Source organism: Dehalogenimonas etheniformans (assembly GCF_014672715.2).
In the GTDB taxonomy this organism is placed as follows: Bacteria; Chloroflexota; Dehalococcoidia; order Dehalococcoidales; family Dehalococcoidaceae; genus Dehalogenimonas; species Dehalogenimonas etheniformans.
This window is the reverse complement of sequence record NZ_CP058566.2, coordinates 1,318,383-1,343,134: the sequence shown is the minus strand read 5'-3', so window position 1 is coordinate 1,343,134 and position 24,752 is coordinate 1,318,383. Positions and strand designations below refer to the sequence as shown.

Annotated in this window: 21 protein-coding genes; 14 read left to right on the top strand and 7 right to left on the bottom strand. The window is 52.3% G+C overall.

Annotation, left to right across the window (positions count from 1 at the left end; translation table 11 throughout):
• From HX448_RS06725 to HX448_RS06710, 4 genes are all read left to right on the top strand, one after another.
• Positions 1–2,313, top strand: a complete 2,313-nt coding sequence (locus HX448_RS06725) for an MMPL family transporter (RefSeq protein WP_102330031.1) — start codon at positions 1–3, stop codon at positions 2,311–2,313.
• Positions 2,314–2,524: 211 nt separating this feature from the next.
• Positions 2,525–2,821, top strand: a complete 297-nt coding sequence (locus HX448_RS06720; RefSeq protein WP_102330032.1) for a hypothetical protein — start codon at positions 2,525–2,527, stop codon at positions 2,819–2,821.
• Positions 2,822–2,993: 172 nt separating this feature from the next.
• On the top strand, positions 2,994–4,136 hold the full coding sequence (locus tag HX448_RS06715) for a type II glyceraldehyde-3-phosphate dehydrogenase (protein WP_102330033.1): 1,143 nt from the start codon (positions 2,994–2,996) through the stop codon (positions 4,134–4,136).
• 368 nt (positions 4,137–4,504) lie between these two features.
• Positions 4,505–5,380, top strand: a complete 876-nt coding sequence (locus HX448_RS06710) for a lysophospholipid acyltransferase family protein (protein WP_162485829.1) — start codon at positions 4,505–4,507, stop codon at positions 5,378–5,380.
• A 256-nt stretch (positions 5,381–5,636) separates the two neighbouring features.
• Here HX448_RS06710 and HX448_RS06705 read toward each other — a convergent pair whose 3' ends face one another.
• Positions 5,637–6,182, bottom strand: coding sequence for a hemerythrin domain-containing protein (locus HX448_RS06705; RefSeq protein WP_102330035.1), 546 nt, complete (start codon positions 6,180–6,182; stop codon positions 5,637–5,639).
• Between the two features lie 466 nt (positions 6,183–6,648).
• Here HX448_RS06705 and HX448_RS06700 point away from each other — a divergent pair, with 466 nt between their 5' ends.
• From HX448_RS06700 to HX448_RS06690, 3 genes are all read left to right on the top strand, one after another.
• Positions 6,649–6,873, top strand: coding sequence for an eL24 family ribosomal protein (locus HX448_RS06700; protein WP_162485830.1), 225 nt, complete (start codon positions 6,649–6,651; stop codon positions 6,871–6,873).
• A 234-nt stretch (positions 6,874–7,107) separates the two neighbouring features.
• On the top strand, positions 7,108–9,561 hold the full coding sequence (locus HX448_RS06695) for an ATP-binding protein (RefSeq protein WP_102330531.1): 2,454 nt from the start codon (positions 7,108–7,110) through the stop codon (positions 9,559–9,561).
• A 419-nt stretch (positions 9,562–9,980) separates the two neighbouring features.
• On the top strand, positions 9,981–10,820 hold the full coding sequence (locus tag HX448_RS06690) for an SDR family NAD(P)-dependent oxidoreductase (RefSeq protein WP_102330037.1): 840 nt from the start codon (positions 9,981–9,983) through the stop codon (positions 10,818–10,820).
• A 378-nt stretch (positions 10,821–11,198) separates the two neighbouring features.
• Here HX448_RS06690 and HX448_RS06685 read toward each other — a convergent pair whose 3' ends face one another.
• Positions 11,199–11,444, bottom strand: a complete 246-nt coding sequence (locus HX448_RS06685) for a DUF2769 domain-containing protein (RefSeq protein ID WP_102330038.1) — start codon at positions 11,442–11,444, stop codon at positions 11,199–11,201.
• 330 nt (positions 11,445–11,774) lie between these two features.
• Between HX448_RS06685 and HX448_RS06680 the strand changes: the two genes are divergently transcribed.
• From HX448_RS06680 to HX448_RS06670, 3 genes are read left to right on the top strand one after another with little or no spacing between them, the layout of a single operon-like run.
• The gene (locus HX448_RS06680; protein WP_162485831.1) at positions 11,775–11,915 is read left to right on the top strand and encodes a hypothetical protein; all 141 of its coding nucleotides are present in this window, start codon (positions 11,775–11,777) and stop codon (positions 11,913–11,915) included.
• A 38-nt stretch (positions 11,916–11,953) separates the two neighbouring features.
• Positions 11,954–12,589 carry a type 1 glutamine amidotransferase family protein gene (locus HX448_RS06675; RefSeq protein ID WP_102330040.1) on the top strand — a complete coding sequence of 212 codons (636 nt, stop codon included), beginning with the start codon at positions 11,954–11,956 and terminating at the stop codon, positions 12,587–12,589.
• Entirely contained in the window at positions 12,586–12,744 is a 159-nt protein-coding gene (locus tag HX448_RS06670) for a GNAT family N-acetyltransferase (protein ID WP_102330532.1), read from the top strand. The genes HX448_RS06675 and HX448_RS06670 overlap by 4 nt, the downstream gene beginning before the upstream one ends.
• A 14-nt stretch (positions 12,745–12,758) precedes the next feature.
• Here the strand turns inward: HX448_RS06670 and HX448_RS06665 are convergent, their stop codons facing one another.
• Together HX448_RS06665 and HX448_RS06660 are read right to left on the bottom strand one after the other, a co-directional pair.
• Positions 12,759–14,795 (bottom strand): helix-turn-helix transcriptional regulator, encoded by a 2,037-nt coding sequence (locus tag HX448_RS06665; protein ID WP_102330041.1) that lies wholly within the window; start codon positions 14,793–14,795, stop codon positions 12,759–12,761.
• 219 nt (positions 14,796–15,014) lie between these two features.
• Positions 15,015–16,688, bottom strand: a complete 1,674-nt coding sequence (locus HX448_RS06660; RefSeq protein ID WP_102330042.1) for an ATP-dependent nuclease — start codon at positions 16,686–16,688, stop codon at positions 15,015–15,017.
• A gap of 213 nt (positions 16,689–16,901) precedes the next feature.
• Here HX448_RS06660 and HX448_RS06655 point away from each other — a divergent pair, with 213 nt between their 5' ends.
• Both HX448_RS06655 and HX448_RS06650 read left to right on the top strand, forming a co-directional pair.
• Positions 16,902–18,197: a DUF2130 domain-containing protein gene (locus HX448_RS06655; protein WP_162485832.1), complete on the top strand. Its 1,296-nt coding sequence runs from the start codon at positions 16,902–16,904 to the stop codon at positions 18,195–18,197.
• A gap of 94 nt (positions 18,198–18,291) precedes the next feature.
• The gene (locus HX448_RS06650; RefSeq protein WP_162485833.1) at positions 18,292–18,696 is read left to right on the top strand and encodes a hypothetical protein; all 405 of its coding nucleotides are present in this window, start codon (positions 18,292–18,294) and stop codon (positions 18,694–18,696) included.
• A gap of 289 nt (positions 18,697–18,985) precedes the next feature.
• Here the strand turns inward: HX448_RS06650 and mfd are convergent, their stop codons facing one another.
• A complete protein-coding gene (gene mfd, locus HX448_RS06645) occupies positions 18,986–22,426 on the bottom strand; it encodes a transcription-repair coupling factor (protein ID WP_162485834.1) in 3,441 nt (1,146 codons plus the stop codon).
• Positions 22,427–22,543: 117 nt separating this feature from the next.
• On the opposite strand from mfd, the gene proB reads away from it, so the two are divergent.
• Both proB and HX448_RS06635 read left to right on the top strand, forming a co-directional pair.
• Positions 22,544–23,662, top strand: coding sequence for a glutamate 5-kinase (proB, locus tag HX448_RS06640; RefSeq protein ID WP_102330046.1), 1,119 nt, complete (start codon positions 22,544–22,546; stop codon positions 23,660–23,662).
• Positions 23,663–23,983, top strand: a complete 321-nt coding sequence (locus HX448_RS06635) for a hypothetical protein (RefSeq protein ID WP_102330047.1) — start codon at positions 23,663–23,665, stop codon at positions 23,981–23,983.
• An 83-nt stretch (positions 23,984–24,066) separates the two neighbouring features.
• Here the strand turns inward: HX448_RS06635 and acpP are convergent, their stop codons facing one another.
• Both acpP and nusB read right to left on the bottom strand, forming a co-directional pair.
• Positions 24,067–24,327, bottom strand: coding sequence for an acyl carrier protein (gene acpP / locus HX448_RS06630; RefSeq protein WP_102330048.1), 261 nt, complete (start codon positions 24,325–24,327; stop codon positions 24,067–24,069).
• A 14-nt stretch (positions 24,328–24,341) separates the two neighbouring features.
• Positions 24,342–24,752, bottom strand: a complete 411-nt coding sequence (nusB, locus tag HX448_RS06625; protein WP_102330049.1) for a transcription antitermination factor NusB — start codon at positions 24,750–24,752, stop codon at positions 24,342–24,344.

The following is a 24,752-nucleotide window of genomic DNA, read 5'->3' as shown; positions in this document are numbered from 1 at the left end:
ATGAATCTGGTAAACGGTATCTCAAGTCTAGCCCGAGCCTCGGCCCGCCGCCCATGGGTCACCATCGGCATGTGGGTCGTTGGTCTGGTCGCGGCGGTTGGTTTCATGGTCACCGGAAACGCTCTGGTCAACGAGATCACGATGACCGACAATCCCGAATCCCGGCAGGCTGACACCTTGATCAAAGATCGCCTGTCCAACCCGACCGATGCCACTACCCCCCGGACTGAAGATGAGACCATCATCATCAAGTCGGACACCTTGACAATCGACTCCCCTGAATATCGCGCCGCCATTGAAAGCCTTTACGCGGACATCATGGCCTTGGGCGACAAAGTCGTCGTTGGCGGCATCAACTACTACATGACTTTTGACTCTTCCCTGGTCTCCGCCGACCGCCACACCACCATGATCCCGCTGGTGATGGTCGACAAGGCCGAGAATTTCGTCGATCAGGTTTACGCCGTCGGCGATAAACTGGCCGCGGACAACTCCCAATTCAAGGTCTATTACACCGGTAGCGCCTCTTTCAACGCTGATACCATGGCTTTGGCTGAGGACACCATGACCAAAGGTGAGAGCATCGGCATCATGGTCGCCCTGGTTGTCCTGGCTATCGTCTTCGGCGCTCTGGTCGCCGCCCTCTTACCCGTCGCCCTCGGCGTCGTCGCCATCGTCGCAGCGCTGGGTCTCATCGGCCTGACCAGCCATTTCATGGGCCTGTCCTTCTTCATCACCAACATGGTCACCATGATGGGCTTGGCGGTAGGCATCGACTACTCTCTTTTTATCGTCTCCCGCTACCGCGAGGAGCGCAAAAAAGGTCTGTCCAAGGTTGAGGCAATCGCCGTGACTTCTCGCACCGCCAATAAGGCCATCTTCTTCTCGGGCATGACCGTAGTCCTCGCCCTGGTTGGCCTCCTGATCTTCCCCTTGTCCATCTTCCAGTCCATGGGTCTCGGTTCGATCATGGTTGTCGTCGCCGCCGTCCTGGCCTCCATGACGATACTTCCCGCCATCATCTCTCTCCTCGGCGACCGGGTCAACAAGATCCGCATGCCCTTCACCGCCCGCGCCGAAAAGAGGGAAGCGGTTGAGCACAAGATCAGCGGTTTCTGGGCCGGCATGGTCAAGGTAGTTACTCACAAACCCCTGGTCAGCGTGGTTATCGTTGCCGGCATTATGATCGCCGCCCTGACTCCTTACTTCGACAAGCAGTCCGGCTTCTCCGGCATCTCCGGCCTGCCTGATGACCTACGCGCTAAGGAAGGTTTCATGGTCCTGGTCAATGATTTCCACATCGGTATGGACGACCCAGCCAAGATCGTGGTTGACGGCGATATCAATGCCGCCGCCACTCAGGATGCCATCAATAAATTGGTCGCCAGGATTGGAACCGATTCCAATTTCAGCTCGACCAACGTCGTCTCCTATGCTGACAAGAACCTGGCCATCATCTACGCCAATCTGGTCGGCGACCCGGCCTCATTGAATTCCATGGATGCCGTCAGGGCTCTCCGTGCTGACTACATCCCCGCTGCTTTCGGTGACATCTCAGCCAGGGCTTTTGTAACCGGCGGCACCGCCGGCACCCTGGACTTCAACGCCACCACCGATTCTTATACACCGGTCATCTTTGCCTTCGTGCTGGCGCTGGCTTTCATCATCCTGATGGTCGCTTTCCGCTCGGTAGTCATCCCCGCCACCGCCATCCTGATGAACTTGCTCTCAGTCGGCGCTGCGTACGGCCTGCTCGTCCTGGTCTTCCAGAAGGGTATCGGCGCTTCCATCTTCGGATTCATCCAGGTGGATGTGATAGAGACCTGGCTTCCCCTGATGCTATTCTCTCTCCTGTTCGGCTTGTCCATGGACTATCAGGTGTTCCTGCTCTCCCGCATCCGCGAGCGCTACCTGAAGACCGGCAACACCTCCGAAGCCGTGGCCTTCGGTCTCAGTTCCACCGGCAAGCTCATCACCGGCGCTGCCCTGATCATGGTCGCGGTCTTCGGCGGATTTGCCCTGGGCGATATGGCGATGTTCCAGCAGATGGGCTTCGGCCTGGCTGTCGCCGTCCTGGTGGACGCCACCCTGGTCCGCTGTGTTTTGGTCCCAGCCACCATGACCATGCTCGGCAAGGCCAACTGGTATCTTCCCAGGTGGCTCAACTGGCTGCCCAATGTCTCCCTGGGTGAGACCGATGAGGCGCCCGAAGCGGTCAAGGTCGCTCCCGCCCCCCGCCTGCCCCGCGGCCTGGTTCCCGCTCCGGTCCCGGTCACCGTCGATGAAACAGAGATCATCGACCGCAAGTACTAGATTTCTCCTCCTCCCTTATTGTTCGAATGAGGCGGGTCGCAAGACCCGCCTCATTCATTTTCCGTTCCCAAACGAAATAGGTATTTCTACGTATTGCGTTAACTCCGGGGGGAGCGAATAATTGGCTGGAGAATCCAACTAAGATAGATTGACCTGACAATTTTCAGTTGATAGTTCAAAGGAATATTTAATATCAGCAGAGGAGGGATCTATGTTTGCGAGAGTCACCGTCATGACAAGCGCCTCTGACAAGGTCGAAGAAGGGATTAAAGATTTTCGCGACCGCATGCTTCCCCACGCTCGGAACCTGTCCGGCTTCAAAGGCGGGCTTCTGCTGGTTGATCGCAAGATCGGTCGGCATCTCGGCATCACAATGTGGGCAACAGAAAAGGACATGCAATTGAGCTCTGAAGAGGCAAACAAGCTTAGGGCGGCGGCCGCGAAAAATATCAGCGCGACCAACCCCGATGTTGAAATGTACGAGGTCGCCGTTCAAGCCTTGTCTTAATCCCTGGCTGCCTTTGCGGGCCGCGGCGAAATAGATTCCTGTTTGTCTTGCCATTGACGGGAACAGGATACCCTTCGAAATTTCCAAATTGTGAGGAGTGGCGCCTTATTTTCACAACTCTTCTTATGCTAGACTGTGCCCTGTCACCCCGATTCAACTTCTGGAGGCCATTATGAACGGTAAGGTCCGCGTCGGCATCAACGGTTACGGCGTCATCGGCAAGCGTGTCGCCGATGCCGTCTCTCTCCAATCCGACATGGAAGTCAGCGGCGTCACCGCGGTCAACGCCGACTATCGTGTCCGCATCGCCGCCGAAAGGGGTTACCCCATATTCGCCGTCAAGCCCGACCGCCGCCAGATGATGACCGAAGCTCATATCCCCACTGAAGGTTCCCTCGAAGACCTGTTGAAGCGGAGCGACATCATCATCGATTGCACCCCCAAGGGCATCGGTGCCGAGAACAAGCCGGTGTATGAAAAACACCACGTCAAAGCCATTTTCCAGGGCGCCGAGAAGCACGAACTCACCGGCGTATCCTTTGTCGCCCAGGTCAACTACGATCAGGCTATAAATAAGGACTTTGTCCGGGTCGTATCGTGCAACACCACGGCCCTGTGCCGGGTCAATAACGCCCTGAATAAACGCGGCTGGATCAAGCGCAGCCGGGCGGTACTCTTGAGGCGCGGCACCGACCCCTGGGAAAGCCACCGCGACGGCATGATCAACACCGTCATCCCTGAAACCAAGGTCCCCTCCCACCAGGGCCCCGATGCCTGCACCGTCATACCCGGCCTGGACATCACCACCATGGCCGGCGCCGGACCGTACAACCTTTCTCACATCCATTACTCCATGGTGGAGACCAACCGGCCGGTCAGTCTCGCGGAACTGCGGCAGGCGTTGTGGGAGGAGCCGCGCATCTCCTTCGTCCGTTCCTCGGACGGGCTGGTAGCCCTTAATTCGGTCATCGAGCTGATGAGAGATTTGGGACGTCCCCGCAACGACATGTGGGAAGTGGCCGTCTGGGAAGACGCCCTGGCGGCGGACGAGCGGGAGCTTTATCTCGTCTTCCAGGTTCACAACGAGGCCATCACCATCCCCGAAAACATCGACGCCATCCGCGCAATGTGCGGCTTGGAGACGGACGGCGCCGTGTCGATCGCCATGACCGACAAGTCCCTCGGAGTCCTCAAGAATTTCCTGCCTAAGACCATTCCCGAACCCGCCCGGCCGACTCACGTCGGTCACGCGCTAGCCGAAGAACGGGAAGAATACCGGGACGAAGGCTACAAAGGGGCGGAAGAGCCGTTCTAGCGATATCCCTCCTCGCCCGGAATCCGGCGCTTCGAATTTCTGCAGGGGGCGGGTTTTTAACCCGCCCGCCTCATCGTTGCGAGTCCTTGCCCGAATGTCATTCCGGCGAAAGCCGGAATCTACTTCCCCCGTTCGTCCTGAGCCTGTCGAATGGATGAACGGGGTTCACAACCCCAAAAGCTCCCTATTCGTCGTTACGAGGAGTGCAACGACGAAGCAATCTCAGGTTGGTTTTTTGAGGGTGGCGGTGGAGCGTTTTGATGGCTTACCCCTTCCCCCGCCGAAAACGCTATAATAACCAGCCATTACAGCTTTTTTGGGCGAGATCGCCGTGAAAAATAGCACATGAACCAGGGGAGAGGATTGATGTGTGGCAATATTACGCCTTTAAGATAGCCGGTTTCAGCCTTTCGTTTCTCCCGCGGAAAGCCGGCTATCTCGTGGCTGGTTTTATGGCCAATATCCTCTATCTCGCGGCTCCCGGCCTTCGTGAAACCATCGCCGATAACCAGCGCCGCGCCTCCGGCATCGAGAACGATAACCGGGCTTTGAAACGCCTGGTCCGCGGCGTTCTGCGCAACACCGCCCGCAATTATTTCGACCTGGTCAAGCTCCCCCGCCTGAACCGCCGCCACCTTGAAAGCCTGTACAGCGTCAACGGAAAGGAAAACCTCGACGCGGCGCTCGCCAGAGGCAAAGGGGTGGTGATGGTAACGGCGCACATGAGCGGCTACGACATGGCCATCCAATGGCTTACCCTTCAGTCTATCAAGTCTACGGCGCTTGTCGAGCCTATCAACCCCCCGCAACTCCTGAAACACGTGACCAAATTGCGCCAGAGCCACGGCATCACCTTCCTGGCACCCCAGCCGAATACCCTGGCCAGGCTGTTCAAATGCCTCCACCGTGGGGAGGCGCTGCTTTTCGCCAGCGACCGTGATATCGATAAGAACGGCGTCAGCCTCGACTTTTTCGGGGAAGAGACCACCATGCCGTCGATCGCTGTCAGGTTTGCCATGAAAACCGGCGCCGCCCTGGTGCCCGTCTTCCCCCGCCGCGCCGCCGCCGGATACGAGATAACCTTTGAACCTGCCGTCGACCTGGCGCCCAACGGCAACAACCAGGCGCTCGCGGAGAACGTGGCAAAAGTCGTCAGGGTGATGGAAAAGCACATCCGCAGAGACTCCGACCAATGGGTTGTGCTCAACCGCGTCTGGCCGAAACGCTTTCCCGGTTCTCTGTAGGGGCACGGCGTGCCGTGCCCGCCTCGTCGTTGCGAGTCCCAATCGGTCCGTAGGGTGGGTGAAACCCATTACCCCAAATCCCCTTCTCCCTGCCGTGTCCCGATGCCAATCGGGTAGCCTTTTGAGGTCTGCGTTCTTTCCACGCCCCTTTTGGGAGAGGAAATTAAGAAGAGGGGATTTTTCAGCCGTTGCTGGTCTTTCAAAGAAGGGGTTCGTGGTTAGCCGGAAACGCGGCACGTCTGAGGAATTAAAAGAATCAGGCTTTTAACCTTGATTCCATCCCGGATACAATTTCCTGATATTTTTCGTGGATAAGTCTCCTGTCGAACTCCCAAAATTCGGCCAGCATGTTGTCTTGTTCATCTTTAGTGAGGTAGTCCTGGGCCGGATAAAAAATTACCTGATCTTCTTTCTTGATATGACACGGGTAGAAATCGACGATCCCCCGAACCAGTTCGGATATGGTTTGCGCGTTCGCTTGCTTTTGGGGCTCAGCTTCACGCACAGCTTGATCCAGCGAAGCCACTAATTTCCGGGCGGTCTCGTGTTCGTCTATCAGTTCGTTCAGGATCCTACGGTGTTCTGGCGATAAAGGTTTATTAAACAGTTCTCGAAAAAAGATTTTCTCTTCTTTACCGTGATGCGTTTTGTCTGCGTATGTCCGAAGAAAATCAATCGCCTGGCGCAGGAAATCAAGATGAAAGACGTTTGTTTGGGTGAAAGCGTCCAACTCTGATGACAGCAGAGCGATCATGCGTTCTATCAGGCGGTGTTCCCACATTAAAGGACCGATAGGTTTCATCTCAGTTTTTAACTCCCCGCAATATTGTATCCTTGCCTTCGTGGTTATCTTTCAGATTAAGTTGGATATATCAACCAGCATAACAAAAATCCGTCGGATTCAAAACATGACGTTGCGAGGACTGCCGCAATGGCATTAGCTCTGTCCTGAGCAAGATCTAAAGATGGCAATCGTCCTCAGCATAACACTTGCCCTGCCCTACAGTGTTCACGTAGGTTCCAGTCATTAACCTACCAGGTACATTCCTGGCAGGGCAGTGAGGTTGAGAGGAGAAAGCCTAAAAAAGGAAGGTAAGATCAGCCCTTTCTCAGGGTTTTAAAACTTTCTTGAATTTAGCCTCGGGTTACTCTACCTTCACGATATATTAGTTAGATTGCCTAATCTGACGCACTCGGTATTAGGCCTAAATGACAATGGGGCTTAATCCTTTACGACGATGTATTTTGATATTGGAGGATAGATAATTGTGAAAATACAAAAAGGAGGTAATCCTATGGCTCTCAAAGACATGGCTGACAAGGGCAAGTTGCTAGGCAAAAAAGTCGTCGACAAGGTCGACATGACCTGCGATACCTGTGGAAAGATGATGAAGCCAGGTGGCAACATCAAGAAGAACATCCAGGGTGCTGATTATCAATTTTGCAGTGATGCTTGTGTTACTGCGTTCAAGCCTGGCAGCAAGACTAAGTAAAAGTCTCGGTTAACATAAAGTCATTCGATAGATGCAATTCCCCCTATTAGCCACTCCACGGGCCTTGTGACAAACGGGGGGATTACAAGAGATTGCCACGTCAAACTAGACCTGCTTTGAATTCAAAGTTTAATCGATTCAAAGCGGTATGTTTTGATATGGTTGGGACCGCCTTTTATCAAAGCTCGTCGCCCGGTCGAAACATCTGATTCGTCCATGGAGCAAAAGATTAAAATGGAAGATTACGAAAAACTCGGTGTATTTTATCTCGGCAGACCATATCAAATAACCAGCGGTAAACCGGGAGATGGATTATTCCTATACGACTCCAAAGATCTTGTCACTCACGCCGTTTGTGTGGGCATGACCGGCAGCGGCAAGACCGGTCTTTGTATCTCTCTGATCGAAGAGGCGGCGATGGACGGCGTGCCGACTATCGCAATTGATCCCAAAGGTGATTTAACAAACCTGATGCTCACCTTCCCTGGCTTGAGCAAGGCCGATTTTCGGCCGTGGGTCAACGAGGAAGATGCGCGCAAGAAGGGTATGACGCCGGAAGAATACGCCGGCCAGCAGTCCCAGATGTGGACCAACGGATTGGCGTCCTGGGGCCAATCCGGAGACCGCATCAAGAGGCTTCGGCAAACCGCAGACTTTGTTATTTATACCCCCGGGAGTCAGGCAGGGATACCGGTCTCAATACTGAAGTCGTTTGCCGCCCCGCCCCAGTCTACCATCGATGACGCTGAAGCTTTCCGTGAACGCGTCGGCATTACCACCAGCAGCCTCCTCGGCATTATCGGCATTGAAGCGGATCCGATCCGCAGCCGTGAGCACATCCTGATCTCTAACCTGCTCAGCCGGTCGTGGCAGCAGGGACAGGACGTTACCATCGCCAGCCTGATCCAGCAGATCCAATCACCCCCAATGAAGACTATTGGCGTGATCGACCTGGAATCGTTTTATCCAGCCAAGGAAAGGTTTGAATTAGCTCTGGCTTTGAACAATCTACTGGCAGCCCCGGGTTTTGAAAACTGGCTCGAGGGGGTGCCTCTGGATATCGGTTCGATCATGTACACGCCCGAAGGCAAACCCAGGGTGGCGATTTTTTCGATCGCTCACCTTAATGATGCTGAGCGCATGTTTTTTGTCTCCCTGCTTTTGAACCAGGTTCTCGGCTGGATGCGTGGGCAGTCGGGGACCTCCAGTCTCAGGTCCATTATTTATATGGACGAGATTTTCGGCTTCTTCCCCCCGGTGGCTAATCCTCCCTCTAAAACCCCTTTGCTTACCCTGCTCAAACAGGCTCGTGCCTTTGGCGTTGGTGTCGTCCTTGCCACGCAGAATCCGGTTGACCTTGATTACAAGGGTTTGGCCAACACGGGCACCTGGTTTATCGGCAGGCTGCAGACTGAAAGAGACAAGATGCGCGTACTGGAAGGTCTGGAAGGGGCGGCCACCACGGCTGGTGTGACCTGGGACCGTAGCAAGATGGAACAAATCCTGGCCGGTTTGTCCAACCGGGTCTTTCTTATGAACAACGTTCACGACGACAAGCCGACGATCTTCGAGACGCGGTGGGCAATGTCTTATCTCCGGGGTCCGTTAACCCGAAATCAGATCAAGTTGATCATGGACCCGATCAAGGCTTTGAAACCGGTTGAAAAACCTGATAATTCTCCGATCCACGATTTTGCCGCCAAAGCCTCGCCCACCTCCACCAATGTCGCCCAGAGTGCGCGATGTCAACCCCCCGTCCTGCCCCCCAAAGTCCAGCAATATTTCGTTCCTGTCCGTCAGGTTCAATCGGGTTCATCCCAACTGAAATACATCCCTGAAATTCTTGGTGCTGCCGATGTCCGGTTTGCCGACCTCAAAACGGGCGTCAATTTTATTAGAAACGTATTTATCAGTACCCCGGTGTCTGATTCGGCGGACGCCGTTGACTGGAACCAGTCCCGGGAGACAAGGCTGGCAGTTGGCAATCTCAAATCTGTGCCGGAGTCCAATGCCACGTTCGCCGAATTACCTCCCATAGCCGCCAGAGCCGACAGTTTTGGTTTCTGGAAACGGGAGTTCGCCGCCTGGCTTTACCAGAACCAAAAAGTCGAACTGATGAAAAGCTCGGTGTTTAATGAGTTTTCAAAGCTTGACGAGTCTGAACGGGACTTCAGGGTGAGGCTCCAGCAACTTGCCAGGGAACGCCGCGATGCCGCCAGCGATGAACTGCGCAAGAAATATGCCCCGAAGTTTACGACTCTCCAGGAGCGCTTGCGGTTAGCACAGGCAACTGTCCAACGTGAAAAAGACCAGCAGCGGCAGCAGCAAATGCAAACCGTCTTATCGTTCGGTTCTACCCTTCTGGGAGGTTTCCTGGGGAGTAAAAAGCTGGGTTCGATGAGTCGTGCCAAGTCGACCTTCACTGGCGTAAGCCGTTCGATGAAAGAGGGTAAAGATGTCGATCGGGCTAATGATACGGTCGAAAGCGTCCAACAGCGGATTAACCAGCTTCAGGCCGAATTTAACTCAGACATGGCGGGGCTTGCGGCAAAATTTGATCCACTGACTGAATCTTTGGTCCATGTGCCGATTTCACCAAAAAAGACCGACATCAACGTACAATTGGTAACTTTGGGATGGTTCCCATACTGGATTGCCAATGATGGGAACAAAACCCCTGCCTGGTAAATCGAGGTAATAGGGTTTGCCACCAATGCCTCGAGGCGTCGGGGAGTCTGTCGAAGGGATCCGCGTGCTTTCCTCGCCCCTTGTGGAAGAGGAGTCCGTAGGGTGGGTGAAGCATAGCGTAACCCACCACCTACTTCGTTGCGAGTCACGACCAGTCGGGATGAAGCAATATCGATCTGCCCTAAGCAAATTCCCTCCCCAATCTGTCTTTGCGAGGACTGCCTTGAATGGCAGTCCGTAGCAATCGTCCCCGAATAGTACACCGATCAAAATGTAGGGGCACGGCGTGTCGCACCCGCTGTATACTGAAAACCACACTACAATAGTCTAGCTTCTCGGGTAGGATAAAACTGGCCGGCAAGTTGGTGACTTCGTATATCATGATTTATTCTGTATCAAATGGAGAAAGAGAGATATATATGTTTGATCTTACAGACAAAATCGCCCTGGTAACCGGAGCCAGCAGAGGTGTAGGAAAGGGGATTACCCTGGGACTCGCCGAGGCTAACACTACAGTCTACGTAACCGGTAGGACTACTGAACCCGGAGAAGGGCCGGAAGGACTTCCCGGCACGGTGCTGGACACCGCGCGAGAGGCCGGGAAATTAGGCGGCAAGGTAATCGCCGTGCCGTGCGACCATCGGGATGACTCTCAGGTCCGACGTGTTTTCGATAGAATATTCGCTGAACAAGAACACCTCGACATTCTTGTGAACAATGTTTGGGGCGGCTACGAAGGAATGGCGGAAAACGGAAAATTCACATGGAGCCTTCCTTTCTGGGAACAACCGCTGTCGCGCTGGGACAAGATGTTTCAGGCTGGTGTTCGGGCCCATTATGTGGCGGGCGTTCTCGCCGCGCGGGACATGGTTCGGCGAAAGAGAGGTCTTATAATTAACATCTCTTTTTGGTCTGCGCAAAAATTGATCGGCAACGTCCCCTATGGTGTCGCTAAAGCTGCCACGGATAAACTAACCGTCTATATGGCGCAGGAACTCCGGCCATATAATGTTGCTGTAATTTCACTTTATCCGGGTCTGGTGAGGACGGAAAGCGTGATGAGAGCAGCAGAGTTCCTTGATCTTTCCAATAGCGAGTCTCCCCAGTTCATTGGCCGTGCCGTCGCCGCATTGGCATCGGACCCGGACATCATGAAACATTCAGGGAAAGTTAGCGTCGCCGCAGCTATCGCAAGGGAATATGGTTTTACTGACATCGACGGCAGGCAACCCGAACCGCTCACTCCTGACACGGTTTAGGGTCTTGAACACCCTTACCCCCTCAAATCCATCGTTGCTTACCCTCGAAAAAATCTGAGCAAGGGGAAATGAATGCTATAGTGGCGACGTGTTGCCGTGCCCGCCTCGTCGTTGGAGTCCCAATCGGTCCGTAGGGTGGGTGAAGCATCGCGTAACCCACCACCTTCGTCGTTGCGAGCCATTCACCGAGGACGAAGAAATCGTAATCTTACCTTAACAACAATCTCTCCCCCAAAACTGTCTTTGCGAGGATTGCCTGACAATCCGTGGCAATTGTCCCCGAACAGTACACCGATCCAAATGTAGGGCGAGGCACGCCTCGTCCTCCCTGTCGTTCTTTGCCCTGTTTTTCATTCCGTCGAAGTCCGGAATCCATGGTCATTGCGTAGCTTCAGCTCCCCGGGTGCAGAAGTATACATGACGTAAAGAATTCCGTACCCACCACGGGCAGCCAAGACACAGGCAACCTGCTTCGGCATCGATGCATTTGCTGGGCTTGGGTGAAACGCAGAACCCTACCGGCTCTTCACACTCGATATACGAAGGGCACATACGGCACAGGCAGTCTTTGATCGCTTCATTCTGATTTAACTGGGCTGAGCTGACAGAATCCTCGGCTTTCAAAGCAATTCTCCGTATTTATTTCAGCGGTTCTTTGATCAGAATAACAAAAACCAAGCAGATTCAAAAAATGGTTTCGGTTTTTATCTCCATCCCTCTCCCCAATCTGTCTTTGCGAGGACTGCCTTGAATGGCAGTCCGTGGCAATCGTCCCCAAATAGTACACCGATGAAAATTTACGACGTTCTCGAAGGCGTCGTTAAAAACTCCCCGAATGTCTAGTGAAAGTCCATACCAATGGCCGAATCATTATTTCCGCTGCTCAACTAAACTGGTCACATGGAAAATCCTAGAAAACTCTGCCAGACTTCGAACTGGCAATACGCAACTGAAATGAACAAAAACGATGTTCATCATATGTCAGGCTATGGGCTTTTCGATGACATCAGCATCGCCGCCGAATATACTCGTTATGAGCGGCTGGCCGAAGCTGTGCGTTATTGCCCTGTCCGAGTACAATACCAGGGTAAATAGAAGGCGAATTAGACACACAATGAAAATGGAGGAAATCTATGTCTACAGTCTATGTTTACGTTCTTGATACTTTGGCCGATTGGGAACTGGGGTACGTTACTTCGGAGTTGAATTCCGGCCGATTTTTCAAAAAGGGCGCGTACCCCGTATCGCTCAAAACGGTTAGTTATTCCAAAGAGCCGATCAAAACAATGGGCGGGATGACCATCATGCCCGATTGCTTGATTGACGATGTTGTAGTGAGAGGAACCACCGCGTTGCTGTTACCGGGCGCCAATACATGGAACGACCCGAAGCATGGCGCGATTATCGAGAAAGCAAGCGAATTTCTCTCTTCAGGCGCTATGGTGTGTGCCATCTGCGGAGCTACAGCTGCGCTTGCTCACTTTGGGCTATTGGATAAGCGTCCGCATACTAGTAACGGGCCGGGATTTCTTGAAATGGTTTCTCCAGGCTATAAAGGGCAAAGTTTTTATATTGACCAGCCATCTGTAGCGGATAACCACCTTATTACTGCCGGTTCCACCGGGGCTTTGTTGTGGGCGAAACAAATTATTGAGCATTTAGGTGTTTTTCAATCAAACACACTGGAATCTTGGTATCAATATTTCAGTACCGGTAAGCCTGAACATTTCTTTGCCCTGATGCAAACTTTGCCGTCTGGCAATGGCTGATCCAGCTTGTAAACTCGTGTCCGGACGCCGTACCGGTTTATCGGAAACTCGGGTTCGATCCGACCGGTCCTGAGCAGGAAGTTAATGGTATCAAGTTCATGCGGATGTCACCCGTTTTCTCTGCTTGCTGTGTCGCCACTCCTCCAGGAAAATAGGTCAGACGGCATGATCATAGTTTAAAAAACTCGTCGCGTATCAACTTCGGTTTGGATTTGTCTGCATCGAGGGCCAATTTTAGATGTTCTCGCGCCTTTTGACCTATCCCAGCTTTCTCTGCTTCTGAAGATAGGATTAGGACATCAACCCCGGTTTTCTTAAGTGTATTGAAGACATTGAGGGCAGGACGGTCCCACACAGCAAATGCTAGCGCGCTTCTAACACCAGAAGTGACCTGCCATTCTTTTATAAATTCCTCTGAAGAAAGAAGAGTTTTCACCTTATCCTTTAGTTTATTCACCTGGCTAATCGGATTACTTATTCCTGGCTTCTTGCATTCCACGAAGGTTAATTGATCAGCGCTCCCAATTAAAAGGTCTATCTCCTGACCAATTCTCTCAAACGACCATTCAATTCGTAATGTTCCAGAATGATTTTTGTAATAGTGTCGCATTCCAAGAAGTTCAAGCAAAACGCCACGAGCAGCGCCCAATCTGTTGCCTTCTAAGAGTAGGTCCGACTTTGTTTGCACAGCTTCATGCATGACATCCTTAGTAGTTGAGAGTAACTTACCTTGCATAGACTTAATGAATTTATCTTTCTCAACGGTGACTTCGTGCATCTCGATAGATTTTTGTTTCAGATGTAACTGGATTTCTTGCTCAGCCATTGCGTGTTGACTGCCAGCGAAACCAGAGTAATCACCACAACAATCAAAAAACAGCAGCCAGCCTGAATAGTCGCTGATGCCAAGGTTGCCATAGCCTTCTATCAATATCCCATAACTGTAGTCGAATTTTGGCCTGCCGTTAATCGTCCCCCCCGCGGGGTGTTTAACACGCATAACTAAAATATGCTCAGGATTGTTAGATCTCGTGCGCAAAACAACTAAGCCGTTGAGTATCGAAATAAATGCCATCACGCCATTGAATACGGTGGATGATGCATCAATGAGCTCAATGTCATACCATAGAAATCTGCGCTGAAGATCCTTTCCCAACGGTAACGGTTGTTCTTTTGCCTGTGGTTGGAGGAGTTCAGATATTTTTTGTTTGGCTCCATTGTTTGCCCCGATTAGTGTGTTAAATCCTCCAAACAGATGTGTGACTTTCTCTTTTGGGTCAATTAGTTCATGTTGAATTGGACGGTAGTATTGGTCAAACTCCCGCCAGTTTGTAGCTTTATGAATATTAGCTGCAATCGATCGATGAAATTCGTTACCCAAGAGCCTAAACCATAGATATTGAACGGTGAGTTTGTATCCGTCGAATGCCTCATCCAACCTTTCTTTCTCGAGCCTCTCATTCAGCATTGGTTGCAGATAGCCGTGAGGATACCCTCGTCGCGTATCATGTAGAAACAGGTGCATATGCCATTGACCGATGAAATTTACTGCTGTTTCATAGTCAGGTGTGACCTTTGGCAAACGCAATGTAGTTACCGTTGAAATTCGCTGGAATGGTACAGTGACCATTTTGTCGAACTCTTTGGCTTGCTGCTCTATTTGAGCCCACGACTTTGTGTTGAGGAGTTTGCGAGCTGCTTGATTGACATTCCGGAGGAGAATCGCTTTTTCACAGCTATTAGGAACTTCAGCAATAGGGGCGCCGTAAAACCTGGCTCGGCTAAAAGTGAAGTCCTCGGTTAAGTCTAGGCTAAAATCTAAATCAAGAGCCATATGAAGTAGTCTAATCAGTGTGCTTAAAGCAAACATATAACCGTTAAAGACGTGAGGATTAACTTCAATGCCTAACTGCTTCACGAGCCAGTCTTTAAAGCCTGCGCTATCTGTGGCTAGGCTCAAGAGATATATCACCCCTAAAATATCTCCGGATCCTTTGAGACGATCTATTTGGTCATTAGTAGGTTTAGCCAAATTCTCCTTCCGGTTTTTTAACCAATCATTTATGTCTTCTCGCAGCCAAACTGGACCAGCAGCGAGTTCGACTACTGGAGACGGAAAGTCTTCAAACCTTGTGCGCCAATTTATTACTACCTGCTTGGTAACATTCGCCATTTCGGCTACTTCAGAAAGCCCTGCAAGCCCCATAACTTCGTTCTCCTGTTTATAATGTTATAAACAATATAGGGTTAACGTTTATAAAAGTCAAGGCACATTATAAATTATCATATTCACGGAAGAGACTTCGGGATGATCTAAGATTGCACGGGGCCCATTCAGGCTAATCCGCTTTCGGCCCAGAGGACACGACTGTCAGACTTTGCCCATACGTATTATGTTAAAATGCAATATAATTGCATTCCCTGATCAAGCCGTACCCAAAGCAACGATTCTCTCTTTGAGTTGTACTAGGTCATTCCATCTGAGGTCTTCGCGTTCGTATGAAATATTTTCGGCAACATACCGAGCTACTAACGGTTTTGCTCTAGTTGGAGAAAGCCCATAAATTAGGCTCCCCTGCCTTTCCATGTCGATGTATTGCTCACCAAAGAGGGTGCGTAGACATTGTTCAAAATTCCCGCCAAACACCGCCAACCGGGCTCCACAAATTAACGTTCGAGCATTGAGTAGTCGAGTGCGAATTTCCAGGTTTGTAACCGAAAGAGTATCTAAAATATCACTTCTTTTCACATGTTCCAAGTCATCGTCAGCATCGTTGTCAAAGATGACGTATGTAGGAATCCCGAAGGCAGTGAAGAATCGCCACCATCGAGCAATATTACCAACGCCATGTACTGGGATGATAGCTATTCCCTCCTTAGAGCATTCGAGACCAAGTTTTTTAAAATAGATAGGTAGAGCTCGTGCTTCCGAAGGCCCCTCCACGAGGACGATTTTCCTCGAGAATAACCCTGCCATAATCTCATCAGTTGCGCCTGCGGCATAAAAAGCGAGGATATTCTCCGGGGTTGCTCGCGAAGCTCCGTGTTCATTACAGTAAGTTGATAAGTCATGAGAAGTTAATTGAGTTACTTGGGTGGCACCGTCGTGTTTGCGCAAAAGGGCAATGCCATTCAGATTCAATACATTCAAGAAAAGCGGGCTATGGGTCGTTACTACAATCTGAACCCCTTGCCTTGCAAGTTCATAGATCTTTAGCGCGACCCACTTCTGCGCAAGTGGATGTAGGTGTGCCTCGGGTTCTTCAATAATTAGTGTTAAACCGCCCCCGCCGTGAAACGCACTTGCATATGCATAAGCAAAACTCAATGCAAGAACTTGTTCCTGTCCAGTTCCAAGTTCATCAAAGGACAATGTCTCGTCCCCTTGTTGAGGTTGAACTCGGAGCGCGTGGAAAAAATTGGATGGGTCATACGCCGAAAAATCTATTTGTAAACCATACTCGAAATTCCCTGAAAATTCCGTCACCTGACGTCTCAATTCTTCGGTAAATGCCATAAAAGGCGCAACTTCCTGAAATGTGCTTTTGGTTTCCTCAAACTTCTCTTTAAGCCTTCGAACACGTTCAGGGTCTTCTGTGAGGGATTGGTGAAATTTTCTCATTAATTTTGAAAGAAAAGTGTACTTCGAAGCATAACTCAATTGGTATGAAAGACGACGATCCGCATCTATAAGGATACAGGTGCATTGTTCTCGGGTCTCCGAGCTAACATATACATTATCTGCACCATTTCTGAATAACATTCGGAAAGTTTTTCCACTACTATCTAATGGAGGGTAATTCCAGGTAAACCCCGCAACTTCGTTTGAACGCCCGCCCGCGGTCGTGTTAATAACACCTTCAACATCAACACCAATCGAGATAGGTAATTCTTTATCTCGATTATGAAAGTCGTGATCTTCGGGTTCAGTCGTTGGCCAAGCCTCTCCTAACATTAGCTCCAAAGCTCGGGCGATATTGGATTTACCAGCGTTATTTTCTCCAGCTACTATCAATGGAAAACCCTCGGGATAGGATAGAGCAATTTGCGAGCCCACCGAACGATAGTTTTCGATTTTAAGTGTTTTCCAAATACCCATAAGTTTAAAAAAGCCTCCGCAACTGAATGATCGGTCTTTTATCTGATATTGTACTCTGATTCACAATAATATTTGCGAAGTATATTAAAACATTCAGGAGTACCCAAATTCATATTTCGTTTAACATTTGTTGATATGCGCATAGTATTGACTTGGATTCATTGTGAGATTAAAGTACATGAAATAAATGACCGTTTATCGGGAGGTAGTGTAATGTCCTCTAACATCATGTTAAGTTCTGAAGAAACCATTTTATGTCCTAAATGTGGGGGTACATTTCAGATCAAGGATGGGATAAGCCGGCATTCAATTGATTTACATGAGAAAGAGTATCAAAAAATATTAGAAGAACGATCCAAAGGGATGCGAGAAGAACTCGCCAAAGAAGCTTCAAAAGAGGCGGAAAAACTGTTTAAAGCACAAGTTTCTGAGTTGAGTTCCGAGATCGAAGAGAAAGACCTAGCCCTTAAGAATTTTGAAAAAAAGATCAAAAAACTCAAAATCGAGGCAGAGGAAAGAGCCACAAAGGAATTTGACGAAGAACGTAAAGAGTTACAAGAAGAGCTTAAGAAACAAGAGGATTCGATAAAAAACTTCCGGGAACAAGAAAGCGCTCTTCGAAAAGAAAAAAAGCAACTTGAAGAAGATAAACGAAATTTTGAAATCGATCAAGAGCGTAAATTAGAAGCCGCCAAAAAGGATATTGAAAAAAGGGTTTGCGATATCGAGTCTGAGAGGTTTCGCCTAAAAGAGGCTGACTACAAGAAGAAAATTGAGGATGCAGCGCAAGCAAATACGGAACTCACTAGGAAACTGGAGCAGGGTTCACAGCAATTACAAGGTGAGGTTTTGGAATTGGAAATTGAGTCGCTTCTGAGGCAATCATTTCCGAGCGATTTAATCAAAGAAATTGCCAAAGGAGTAAGGGGCGCCGACATCTCGCAACAAGTTTGTTCTCAATCCGGAATCCCGTGTGGCACAATCATATGGGAGGCTAAGCGGTCTCAAAATTGGTCCGATAAATGGCTACAGAAAGTTAAAGACGATTGTTTGGCCTCAAATGGGGATGTAGCGGTAATCGTAAGCACTATAATGCCGAAAGATTGTGATGGCTTTAAGATAATCGATGGCGTTTGGGTTATTTCTGACAAGATTGTTAGGCCAGTCGCCGAAACCCTGAGGGTGATGCTGATTCAACTGAATAGTTTGAAAGCTCAAAATGATGGCAGAGCTCGGAAAGCTGACCTTATTTATTCCTATTTAGGCACTCCCCAATTCTTGCAGAACCTAAGATCTGTATTCGAAGGTTTCGAGCAGATGAAACTTGATTTGGACCGAGAGAAGAACGCTATGTACCGAACATGGAAGAAACGTGAAATGCAACTCGAACGAGTAGCGGTTGGCATGTCCAGTATAGTTGGACAAATACAAGGTATTGCCCAGGATTCGTTACCAGAATTAGACAACATTGAACATTTGCAATTACCAAGTGAGCAAGATGAAATCTAGCTTTCCCACCACCGCTTAACATAACAAAATAATCCACCAAAAACGTCACGAGACGCTTGACACCCATTGGGAACTACTGTGCTATAATACCCGCATGACTGAAAATAGAACAAGTGTACAAGCATTAGAACAACCCAATTCACCCAAGCGCCGCCGCGGCGCGCCGAAAGGGAATACCAACGCTCGTAGGCATGGGCTCTATTCCCGCAAGAGCCACGAGGCCAACATGGCCTACCTCAAGGAGAACACCGATCTCGGCCGCGCCGACCGGGAGATATTTCTCGCTATCTGGCAGGCGAAGGAGATCGCCTGCCGTTTTCCAGACGATGAAGCGATGTACGGCAATGCGGTTCGGCGTTTCATGAAGCTGGTGAAGCGCAGGTTCGGCGTCGCCAGCGATCGGGACGTGGACAGGCTGGATTTCGCTCTGGATCTGGTCGAGCGGGACATCGTTTTACCGCCGGAACGCCTGGCCGAAATTACCCGGCACCTGGTTTAACCGTGCCGATGAATTGTTTCATAGGTCCGGCTTTTGTTTTATTTGATTTTGAACGTATTGTTTTGGATAAAAATGTTGTTTTCGCCGAAAATTCAAATACAATTCGAGCCCTCTGTAGGGGTTACCTATTGGATCGCCCGCAGAACGACCCAATTGTTTCAAAGGCTTGAAATCTTTTTCGAAGAAAATGAACGTAAAATCCGGTTCGTTTCCTTGGATATTGATAAAATGCGCAAAACAAAAATTCGTAGGAGCGACCCACGGGATTGCCCGCCCTGCCTGTGGGGGTCTATTTCCCCAATCTCCACACTGTCTCTTCCAGGAGGTCCCGCCAACGGCTGCCCAGGCGGAGATAATCCACCCACACCTTGTTCGTCGACGCCCGGAGGCCGTCCTTGAGCGGTGAGATCTTCTTGATGTCCGGCACAATGCCCGGCAGGAAGGTGATGGCGATAAGCCCGCTCTCCATGCCGATAGCCTTGATCCCGGCTTTAAGCCCCATCAGCCTCATCCTGATGATGTACGACAGGTTCTGCGCTTCGACGGGCGTCGGTCCGAACCGGTCGACAAGCTCGCGCTCGAAATCGCCCAGTTCCTTCTCATCCTTGATGGCGGCCAGGCGTTGATACAATCCCAGCCTGATCGACTCCTCGGGGATGTAGCTCTCCGGGATGAAAGCGGTCAGCGGCAGGTCGATGGTCGGCGGCGGAATCTTCGACGACTTGAGCAGCTCGACCTCTTTGCCCGACCGCCTCGCCTTTTGTTCTTCGACGGCCTCACTCAGCATCTGGGTGTACAAATTAAAGCCGATCGCCGAGATATGGCCGCTCTGCCGGGTGCCGAGGAGGCTTCCCGCGCCCCTGATCTCGAGGTCTTTCATGGCGATGCCGTAGCCCGCCCCCAGTTCCGATGCCTCGAAGATTGTTCTCAGCCGCTTTTCGGCGTCGCCGGTGAGGCGCTTGCCCTTCTCGTACAGGAAGTAGGCATAGGCCAGGTTGGCGCCGCGGCCGACTCTGCCCCTGAGCTGGTACAGCTGGGTCAGGCCGAACTTGTCCGCATGGTTGACGATGAGGGTGTTGGCGTTGGGCACGTCGAGGCCGCTCTCGATGATGGTGGTACACACCAGGACGTCGACTTCGCCCGCGGCGAATTGGGCCATTGCCGCCTCGAGTTCACCCTCCGGCATCTGGCCGTGGCCGATGATGAGAGAAGCTTCGGGGATGAGTTTTTTAAGCCTTTCGGCGATAAAATAGATGCTCTGGACGCGGTTGTGGACGAAGAAGACCTGGCCGTTCCTCTCCTTCTCCCGCAGGATGGCCTCGCGCACCAGGTGGTCATCATACCCGGCGACGAACGTCTTGATGGGGAGGCGCTCGTTGGGCGGCGTCTCGATTACGCTCATGTCCCGCACGCCGACGAGCGAAAGGTGCAGGGTACGGGGGATAGGCGTCGCCGACAGGGTTAGCACGTCGACTTCCTGGCGCATCCGTTTCAGGAACTCCTTGTGCATGACGCCAAACCGCTGCTCCTCGTCTATGATGAGCATGCCCAGCTTCTTGAACCTAACGTCCGGCTGCAGCAGCCGGTGGGTGCCGATGATGATGTCGATTTCGCCTTTTTCGAGAGCTTTGAGGATGGCGTTTTGTTCCTTATCGGTGCGGAAGCGGGAGATCACCTCGATCTTCAACGGGAAGGCCGCCAGCCGCGCCCTGAACGTCGAATAGTGCTGTTGGGCCAGAACGGTGGTGGGCACCAGCACGGCGACCTGCTTGCCGTCCATGACTGCCTTGAAGGCGGCGCGCAGCGCGACCTCGGTCTTGCCGTAACCGACGTCGCCGAGGATGAGGCGATCCATGGGGCGAGGCTTCTCCATGTCGTCCTTGACGTCGGACAGAGCGCTGGCCTGGTCAGGCGTCTCGACATAGGGGAACGACCCCTCGAGTTCCTGCTGCCACAGGGTGTCCCGGGAGTAGGCGTAGCCGGGCACGATCTGCCGGGCGGCGTAAAGTTCGATAAGCTCGGCGGCCACCTCCTGGGCGGCTTCCTTAGCACGTTCCTTCGAGCGCGCCCATTCCTGGGTGCCGAGGCGGTTCAGCGTCGGCGCCTCGCCCTCGCCTCCGATGTATCGGGAGACGCGGTCGACCTGGTCGGTGGGCACATACAGCTTGTCCTCGCCGGCATACTCCAGTTGGAGGTACTCGCGTTTGGCCCCGGACACTTCCATGGTGACGGTACCGGCGAAGCGGGCGACGCCGTGGTCGATATGGACGACATAATCGCCCGGTTCGAGTTCCGGCAGCAACAGCCGTTTGGCGCCACCGCCGCGCCGGTTCGGGCGACGGCGCTCCTTGACGAAGCCGAAGAGTTCGTTGTCGGTGAAGAGGTAGGTCTCGCCGGAGAGGATCCAGCCGTGCGCCAGCAGGCCGTACATCAGGGTGATGGCTCCCCTGGCCGGGGGTTTGTCCAGGTTCTCGGCAGAGGAGAACCTGACGTGTTCCTCAGCGAAGAGTTCCTCCAAACGATCGGATTGATAGCTGATGACCACCAGCCGCTTGCCCTGGCCGATCAGTTCGGTCGCTTTTTTGAAAAAGGCCGGCAGTCGTCCCGCATAGCTCGGCGATGGCGCTATTGCCAGTTCGACGACGCCTCCGGCGCCAGTGCCCCAGGAGGCGAGTTCGACGTTTTGGAACCGGGAAGTCTTCTTTTTGAGCGTTGTCCACTCGACATAAGGTTGAGGGTAATCACGCGGCAGTTCTTCGGCGGCGGTCTTTTCGGCGCGCAGGCATTCCGCCTCGTCGTGGAAGAACTGGGCTGCCTGTTCGACCGAGTCCGGCTCATCGACGATGATGATCGTGTTATCGCTGATGTAGTCCACGAGCGTCGAACGGTTGAGATAGGGCGCCCAGAACGAGGCAGTTTCCGGCCGGCTGCCTCGTTTCAGTTGTTCCAGTTCCTCGGCCAGAACCGGTCGCATTTCCTCGGAGGTGCCCGCGAGATTCACGGCCGGCATCTGGTCCAGGTTCAGGAGAAGTGTCGCCGGGCCGATGGTGACGGAGTCGAGCCTCTTCGACGAACGCTGCGTACCCGTGTCGAACATGCGGATGCTCTCGACGGTGTCGCCGAAGTATTCCAGCCGGACCGGGGAGTTCTCCGTGGAGGGGAAAATGTCCAGTATGCCGCCGCGGCGGGAGTATGAGCCCGGCACTTCCACGAGGTGTTCTGCCCTGTAGCCGAGCTTGTCGAGAGCCGCGATCAGCTCAAGAGGCGGGTACTCGGAACCGGGCGTGAGGTGCAGCCAGCCGTCCTTAAATATCTCGGGACTCGGCAGCGTTCTGGCCAGGGCGTCTGCTGAGACCACGGTGACGAAGGGTTGTTTGTGGGGCAGACCAGCCAGGTTTGAAAGCACGGTGATGCTGTCCAATTCGTTGGCGCGGTCCACCGCGGCCCGCTGATAGGGCAGGAGTTCCTGCTGAGGGAACAGCTGGACCTCGGAGTCACCGAGCCACAGGGCCAGTTGCTCAGTTAAATCCCGCGCCTTTTCAGCCTGGGAGGTGACCACCAGGATTGGGCGGCTGGTCGCTTGAAACAGGCTGGCGATCAGGTATGGCCGCGCCGCCTCGATGACTGACAGCCGGGAGGCGGTTGGAGCGGCTTTTTTAACCGCCGACAGCCAGTCTTTATATTGAGGTTCATCCAACAGGAGGGGGAAGAGCCCGCGAACGTCAGTCAACTTGTTTCTCCAAACGCAACAAGGGCTAGATACACATTCTAGCCCTGTTCCGAATTGTACACCGGGTATGGGTTGTTGTCCACGAGTCGACCCGTTGCTATAATGCGAGCCATTCATATGACATGTGAACTTTGCTACAAACGGATAGTGGTCAAGCTGGGCACCAATCTCCTCACCGGCGGGTCGGGGAAACTTGACCGGGACGTGATGTCCGGACTTATCGCCCAGATGGCAAACCTGGCGAAACAGGGTGGGGAGATCGTTGTTGTCAGTTCGGGAGCCATCGCCGCAGGCAAGGAGAAGCTCGGGCTTTACAAGAAGCGCAAAGACATCCCTTTCAAGCAGGTGCTGGCGTCAGTAGGGCAGAGCCGACTGATGAACGTCTACGACGGCCTGTTTGCCAAATACAACCTGACCGTAGCCCAGGCGCTCTTAACCAAAGCAGACCTGAACGACCGCTCGGGATATCTTAACACTCGAAATACCCTTTTAGCCCTGATCGAACTTGGCGTCATCACCATCGTCAACGAGAACGATGTGGTAGCTGTGGATGAGATCCAGGAAGCCAAGTTCGGCGACAATGACAACCTCTCGGCAATGGTGGCCAATCTCATTGACGCCGATCTGCTGCTCATTCTCTCTGATATCGACGGTCTATATACCGCCAACCCGAAAGACGATCCTAACGCCACACTGATTCCGGTGGTCGAACGGGTTACTGACGAGGTTGAGGCTTTGGCCGGTGGCGCGGGCAGCAACGTGGGTACCGGCGGTATGATCACTAAGATTGAGGCTGCCAAGTTAGCCACAGCGTCGGGAGTCCGAGTGGTTATCACTTCCGGACACGCACAGGATGTTATCCAGCGGGTGTCGATCGGCGAAAGCTTGGGGACCCATTTTCTGCCCCATGCGCGTCCAGACGCGAGGCACCGGTGGCTTGTGTCGGGGTTATCCGCCCGGGGCAAGATCGTTATCGACACCGGGGCGGCTAGGGCGGTGGCTAAATGCTCCAGCCTGCTGCCGGCCGGGGTGAAATCGGTCGACGGCGCATTCAAGCGCGGCGACATTGTTCGCCTGCTTGACGAGGACGGCAGGCAAATCGGCTATGGCATCACCAATTACGATTCCATGGACGTTGGCCGCATAAAAGGCGCTCACACCGATGCTATTGCCTCGATATTGGGGCACAACTTCGGGGATGAGGTCATCCACCGGAACAATTTAGCGGTCTGTTGAATGACAGTAAGCTACAAAGGCGGCGTCGCAAAGCTATTCGCTAAGGACATTGATAAGCCGGTGGCGGACGCCCGCTATCAAATGATGATGACCAGGGGCACGCGTTTTACGCCCGGGAAATGGTGGGGCGATTTTTCCACCAGTAAGGAACTCAAAACGCTGGGCGAATTCATCATGGAGTTTGAGGATGGGGCGCGCGGCGAGATATTCGTATACGCCAGCGGCACATCGTCAGCCAAGAATAGCCGTTTCCAATATACGTTCAACGGGCGCGGCAAACTTGGTGGTTTACGCGGACGAGGAATGGCTCCCGAACGGTAAAAGCCTCGCCTACGCAGGGATTCTGCGTTAGCCCTCAACTTTGAATGAACGGCCGACCAGCGAAAAGGGTTTAAAAAAAAGGACTAGGCGTCCTTTATGCCTTTTGCCTTGACGTATTCAACGACGTCCTTGACGGTCAACAGCTTCTCGGCTTCCTCGTCCGGGATCTCGATCTTGGCTTCAGGTGTAGAGAATTCTTCTTCAAGAGCCATGATGAGCTCGACGAGATCCAGGGAATCGGCGCCGAGATCGTCGGTGAACTTGGATTCCAGGGTGACGTCCTTGTCCTCAACGCTCAGCTGCTCAACAGCGATCTTTTTAACCCGTTCGAAAACTGTGGCCACACAAACCTCCTGATTTAATGGCGTTGAACCAGTGTCGCCACTGAACTCAACACGCCGTTAATAAACTTGGCGGAACTGTCTGAGCCAAAGTCCTTTGCCAGTTCCACCGCTTCATTTATGGCTACCCGGACTGGGACAGTATTATCGTGTAAAAGCTCGTAGATTGCAAGCCGCAGGATGTTCCTGTCGATTGGGGCGAGCTGCGCAACGGGGTATGATGGCGCCAACCGACCGATGATGCCGTCCGCCTCTAATTTATTAGCTTCGGTACCCTCAACAAGGGTTCGGGTGAAAACCTGGTTCTCCGCTTCAAGCTCACTCGAAGCCAGTTGACGTTCGAGCACGACAGACGGATCATGATGGGCGACATCGGATTCGAATAGAACCTTAAGTGCCAGTGTACGAGCCTCGTGTCGTTTGGTCAT

What these genes read in the sequence shown, in the direction of transcription:
- HX448_RS06725 (WP_102330031.1), top strand. Translation starts at nt 1, where the DNA reads ATGAATCTGGTAAACGGTATCTCAAGTCTAGCCCGAGCCTCGGCCCGC.
- HX448_RS06720 (WP_102330032.1), top strand. Translation starts at nt 2,525, where the DNA reads ATGTTTGCGAGAGTCACCGTCATGACAAGCGCCTCTGACAAGGTCGAA.
- HX448_RS06715 (WP_102330033.1), top strand. Translation starts at nt 2,994, where the DNA reads ATGAACGGTAAGGTCCGCGTCGGCATCAACGGTTACGGCGTCATCGGC.
- HX448_RS06705 (WP_102330035.1), bottom strand. Translation starts at nt 6,182, where the DNA reads ATGAAACCTATCGGTCCTTTAATGTGGGAACACCGCCTGATAGAACGC.
- HX448_RS06695 (WP_102330531.1), top strand. Translation starts at nt 7,108, where the DNA reads ATGGAAGATTACGAAAAACTCGGTGTATTTTATCTCGGCAGACCATAT.
- HX448_RS06690 (WP_102330037.1), top strand. Translation starts at nt 9,981, where the DNA reads ATGTTTGATCTTACAGACAAAATCGCCCTGGTAACCGGAGCCAGCAGA.
- HX448_RS06680 (WP_162485831.1), top strand. Translation starts at nt 11,775, where the DNA reads ATGAACAAAAACGATGTTCATCATATGTCAGGCTATGGGCTTTTCGAT.
- HX448_RS06675 (WP_102330040.1), top strand. Translation starts at nt 11,954, where the DNA reads ATGTCTACAGTCTATGTTTACGTTCTTGATACTTTGGCCGATTGGGAA.
- HX448_RS06665 (WP_102330041.1), bottom strand. Translation starts at nt 14,795, where the DNA reads ATGGGGCTTGCAGGGCTTTCTGAAGTAGCCGAAATGGCGAATGTTACC.
- HX448_RS06660 (WP_102330042.1), bottom strand. Translation starts at nt 16,688, where the DNA reads ATGGGTATTTGGAAAACACTTAAAATCGAAAACTATCGTTCGGTGGGC.
- HX448_RS06655 (WP_162485832.1), top strand. Translation starts at nt 16,902, where the DNA reads ATGTCCTCTAACATCATGTTAAGTTCTGAAGAAACCATTTTATGTCCT.
- HX448_RS06650 (WP_162485833.1), top strand. Translation starts at nt 18,292, where the DNA reads ATGACTGAAAATAGAACAAGTGTACAAGCATTAGAACAACCCAATTCA.
- proB (WP_102330046.1), top strand. Translation starts at nt 22,544, where the DNA reads ATGACATGTGAACTTTGCTACAAACGGATAGTGGTCAAGCTGGGCACC.
- HX448_RS06635 (WP_102330047.1), top strand. Translation starts at nt 23,663, where the DNA reads ATGACAGTAAGCTACAAAGGCGGCGTCGCAAAGCTATTCGCTAAGGAC.
- nusB (WP_102330049.1), bottom strand. Translation starts at nt 24,752, where the DNA reads ATGACCAAACGACACGAGGCTCGTACACTGGCACTTAAGGTTCTATTC.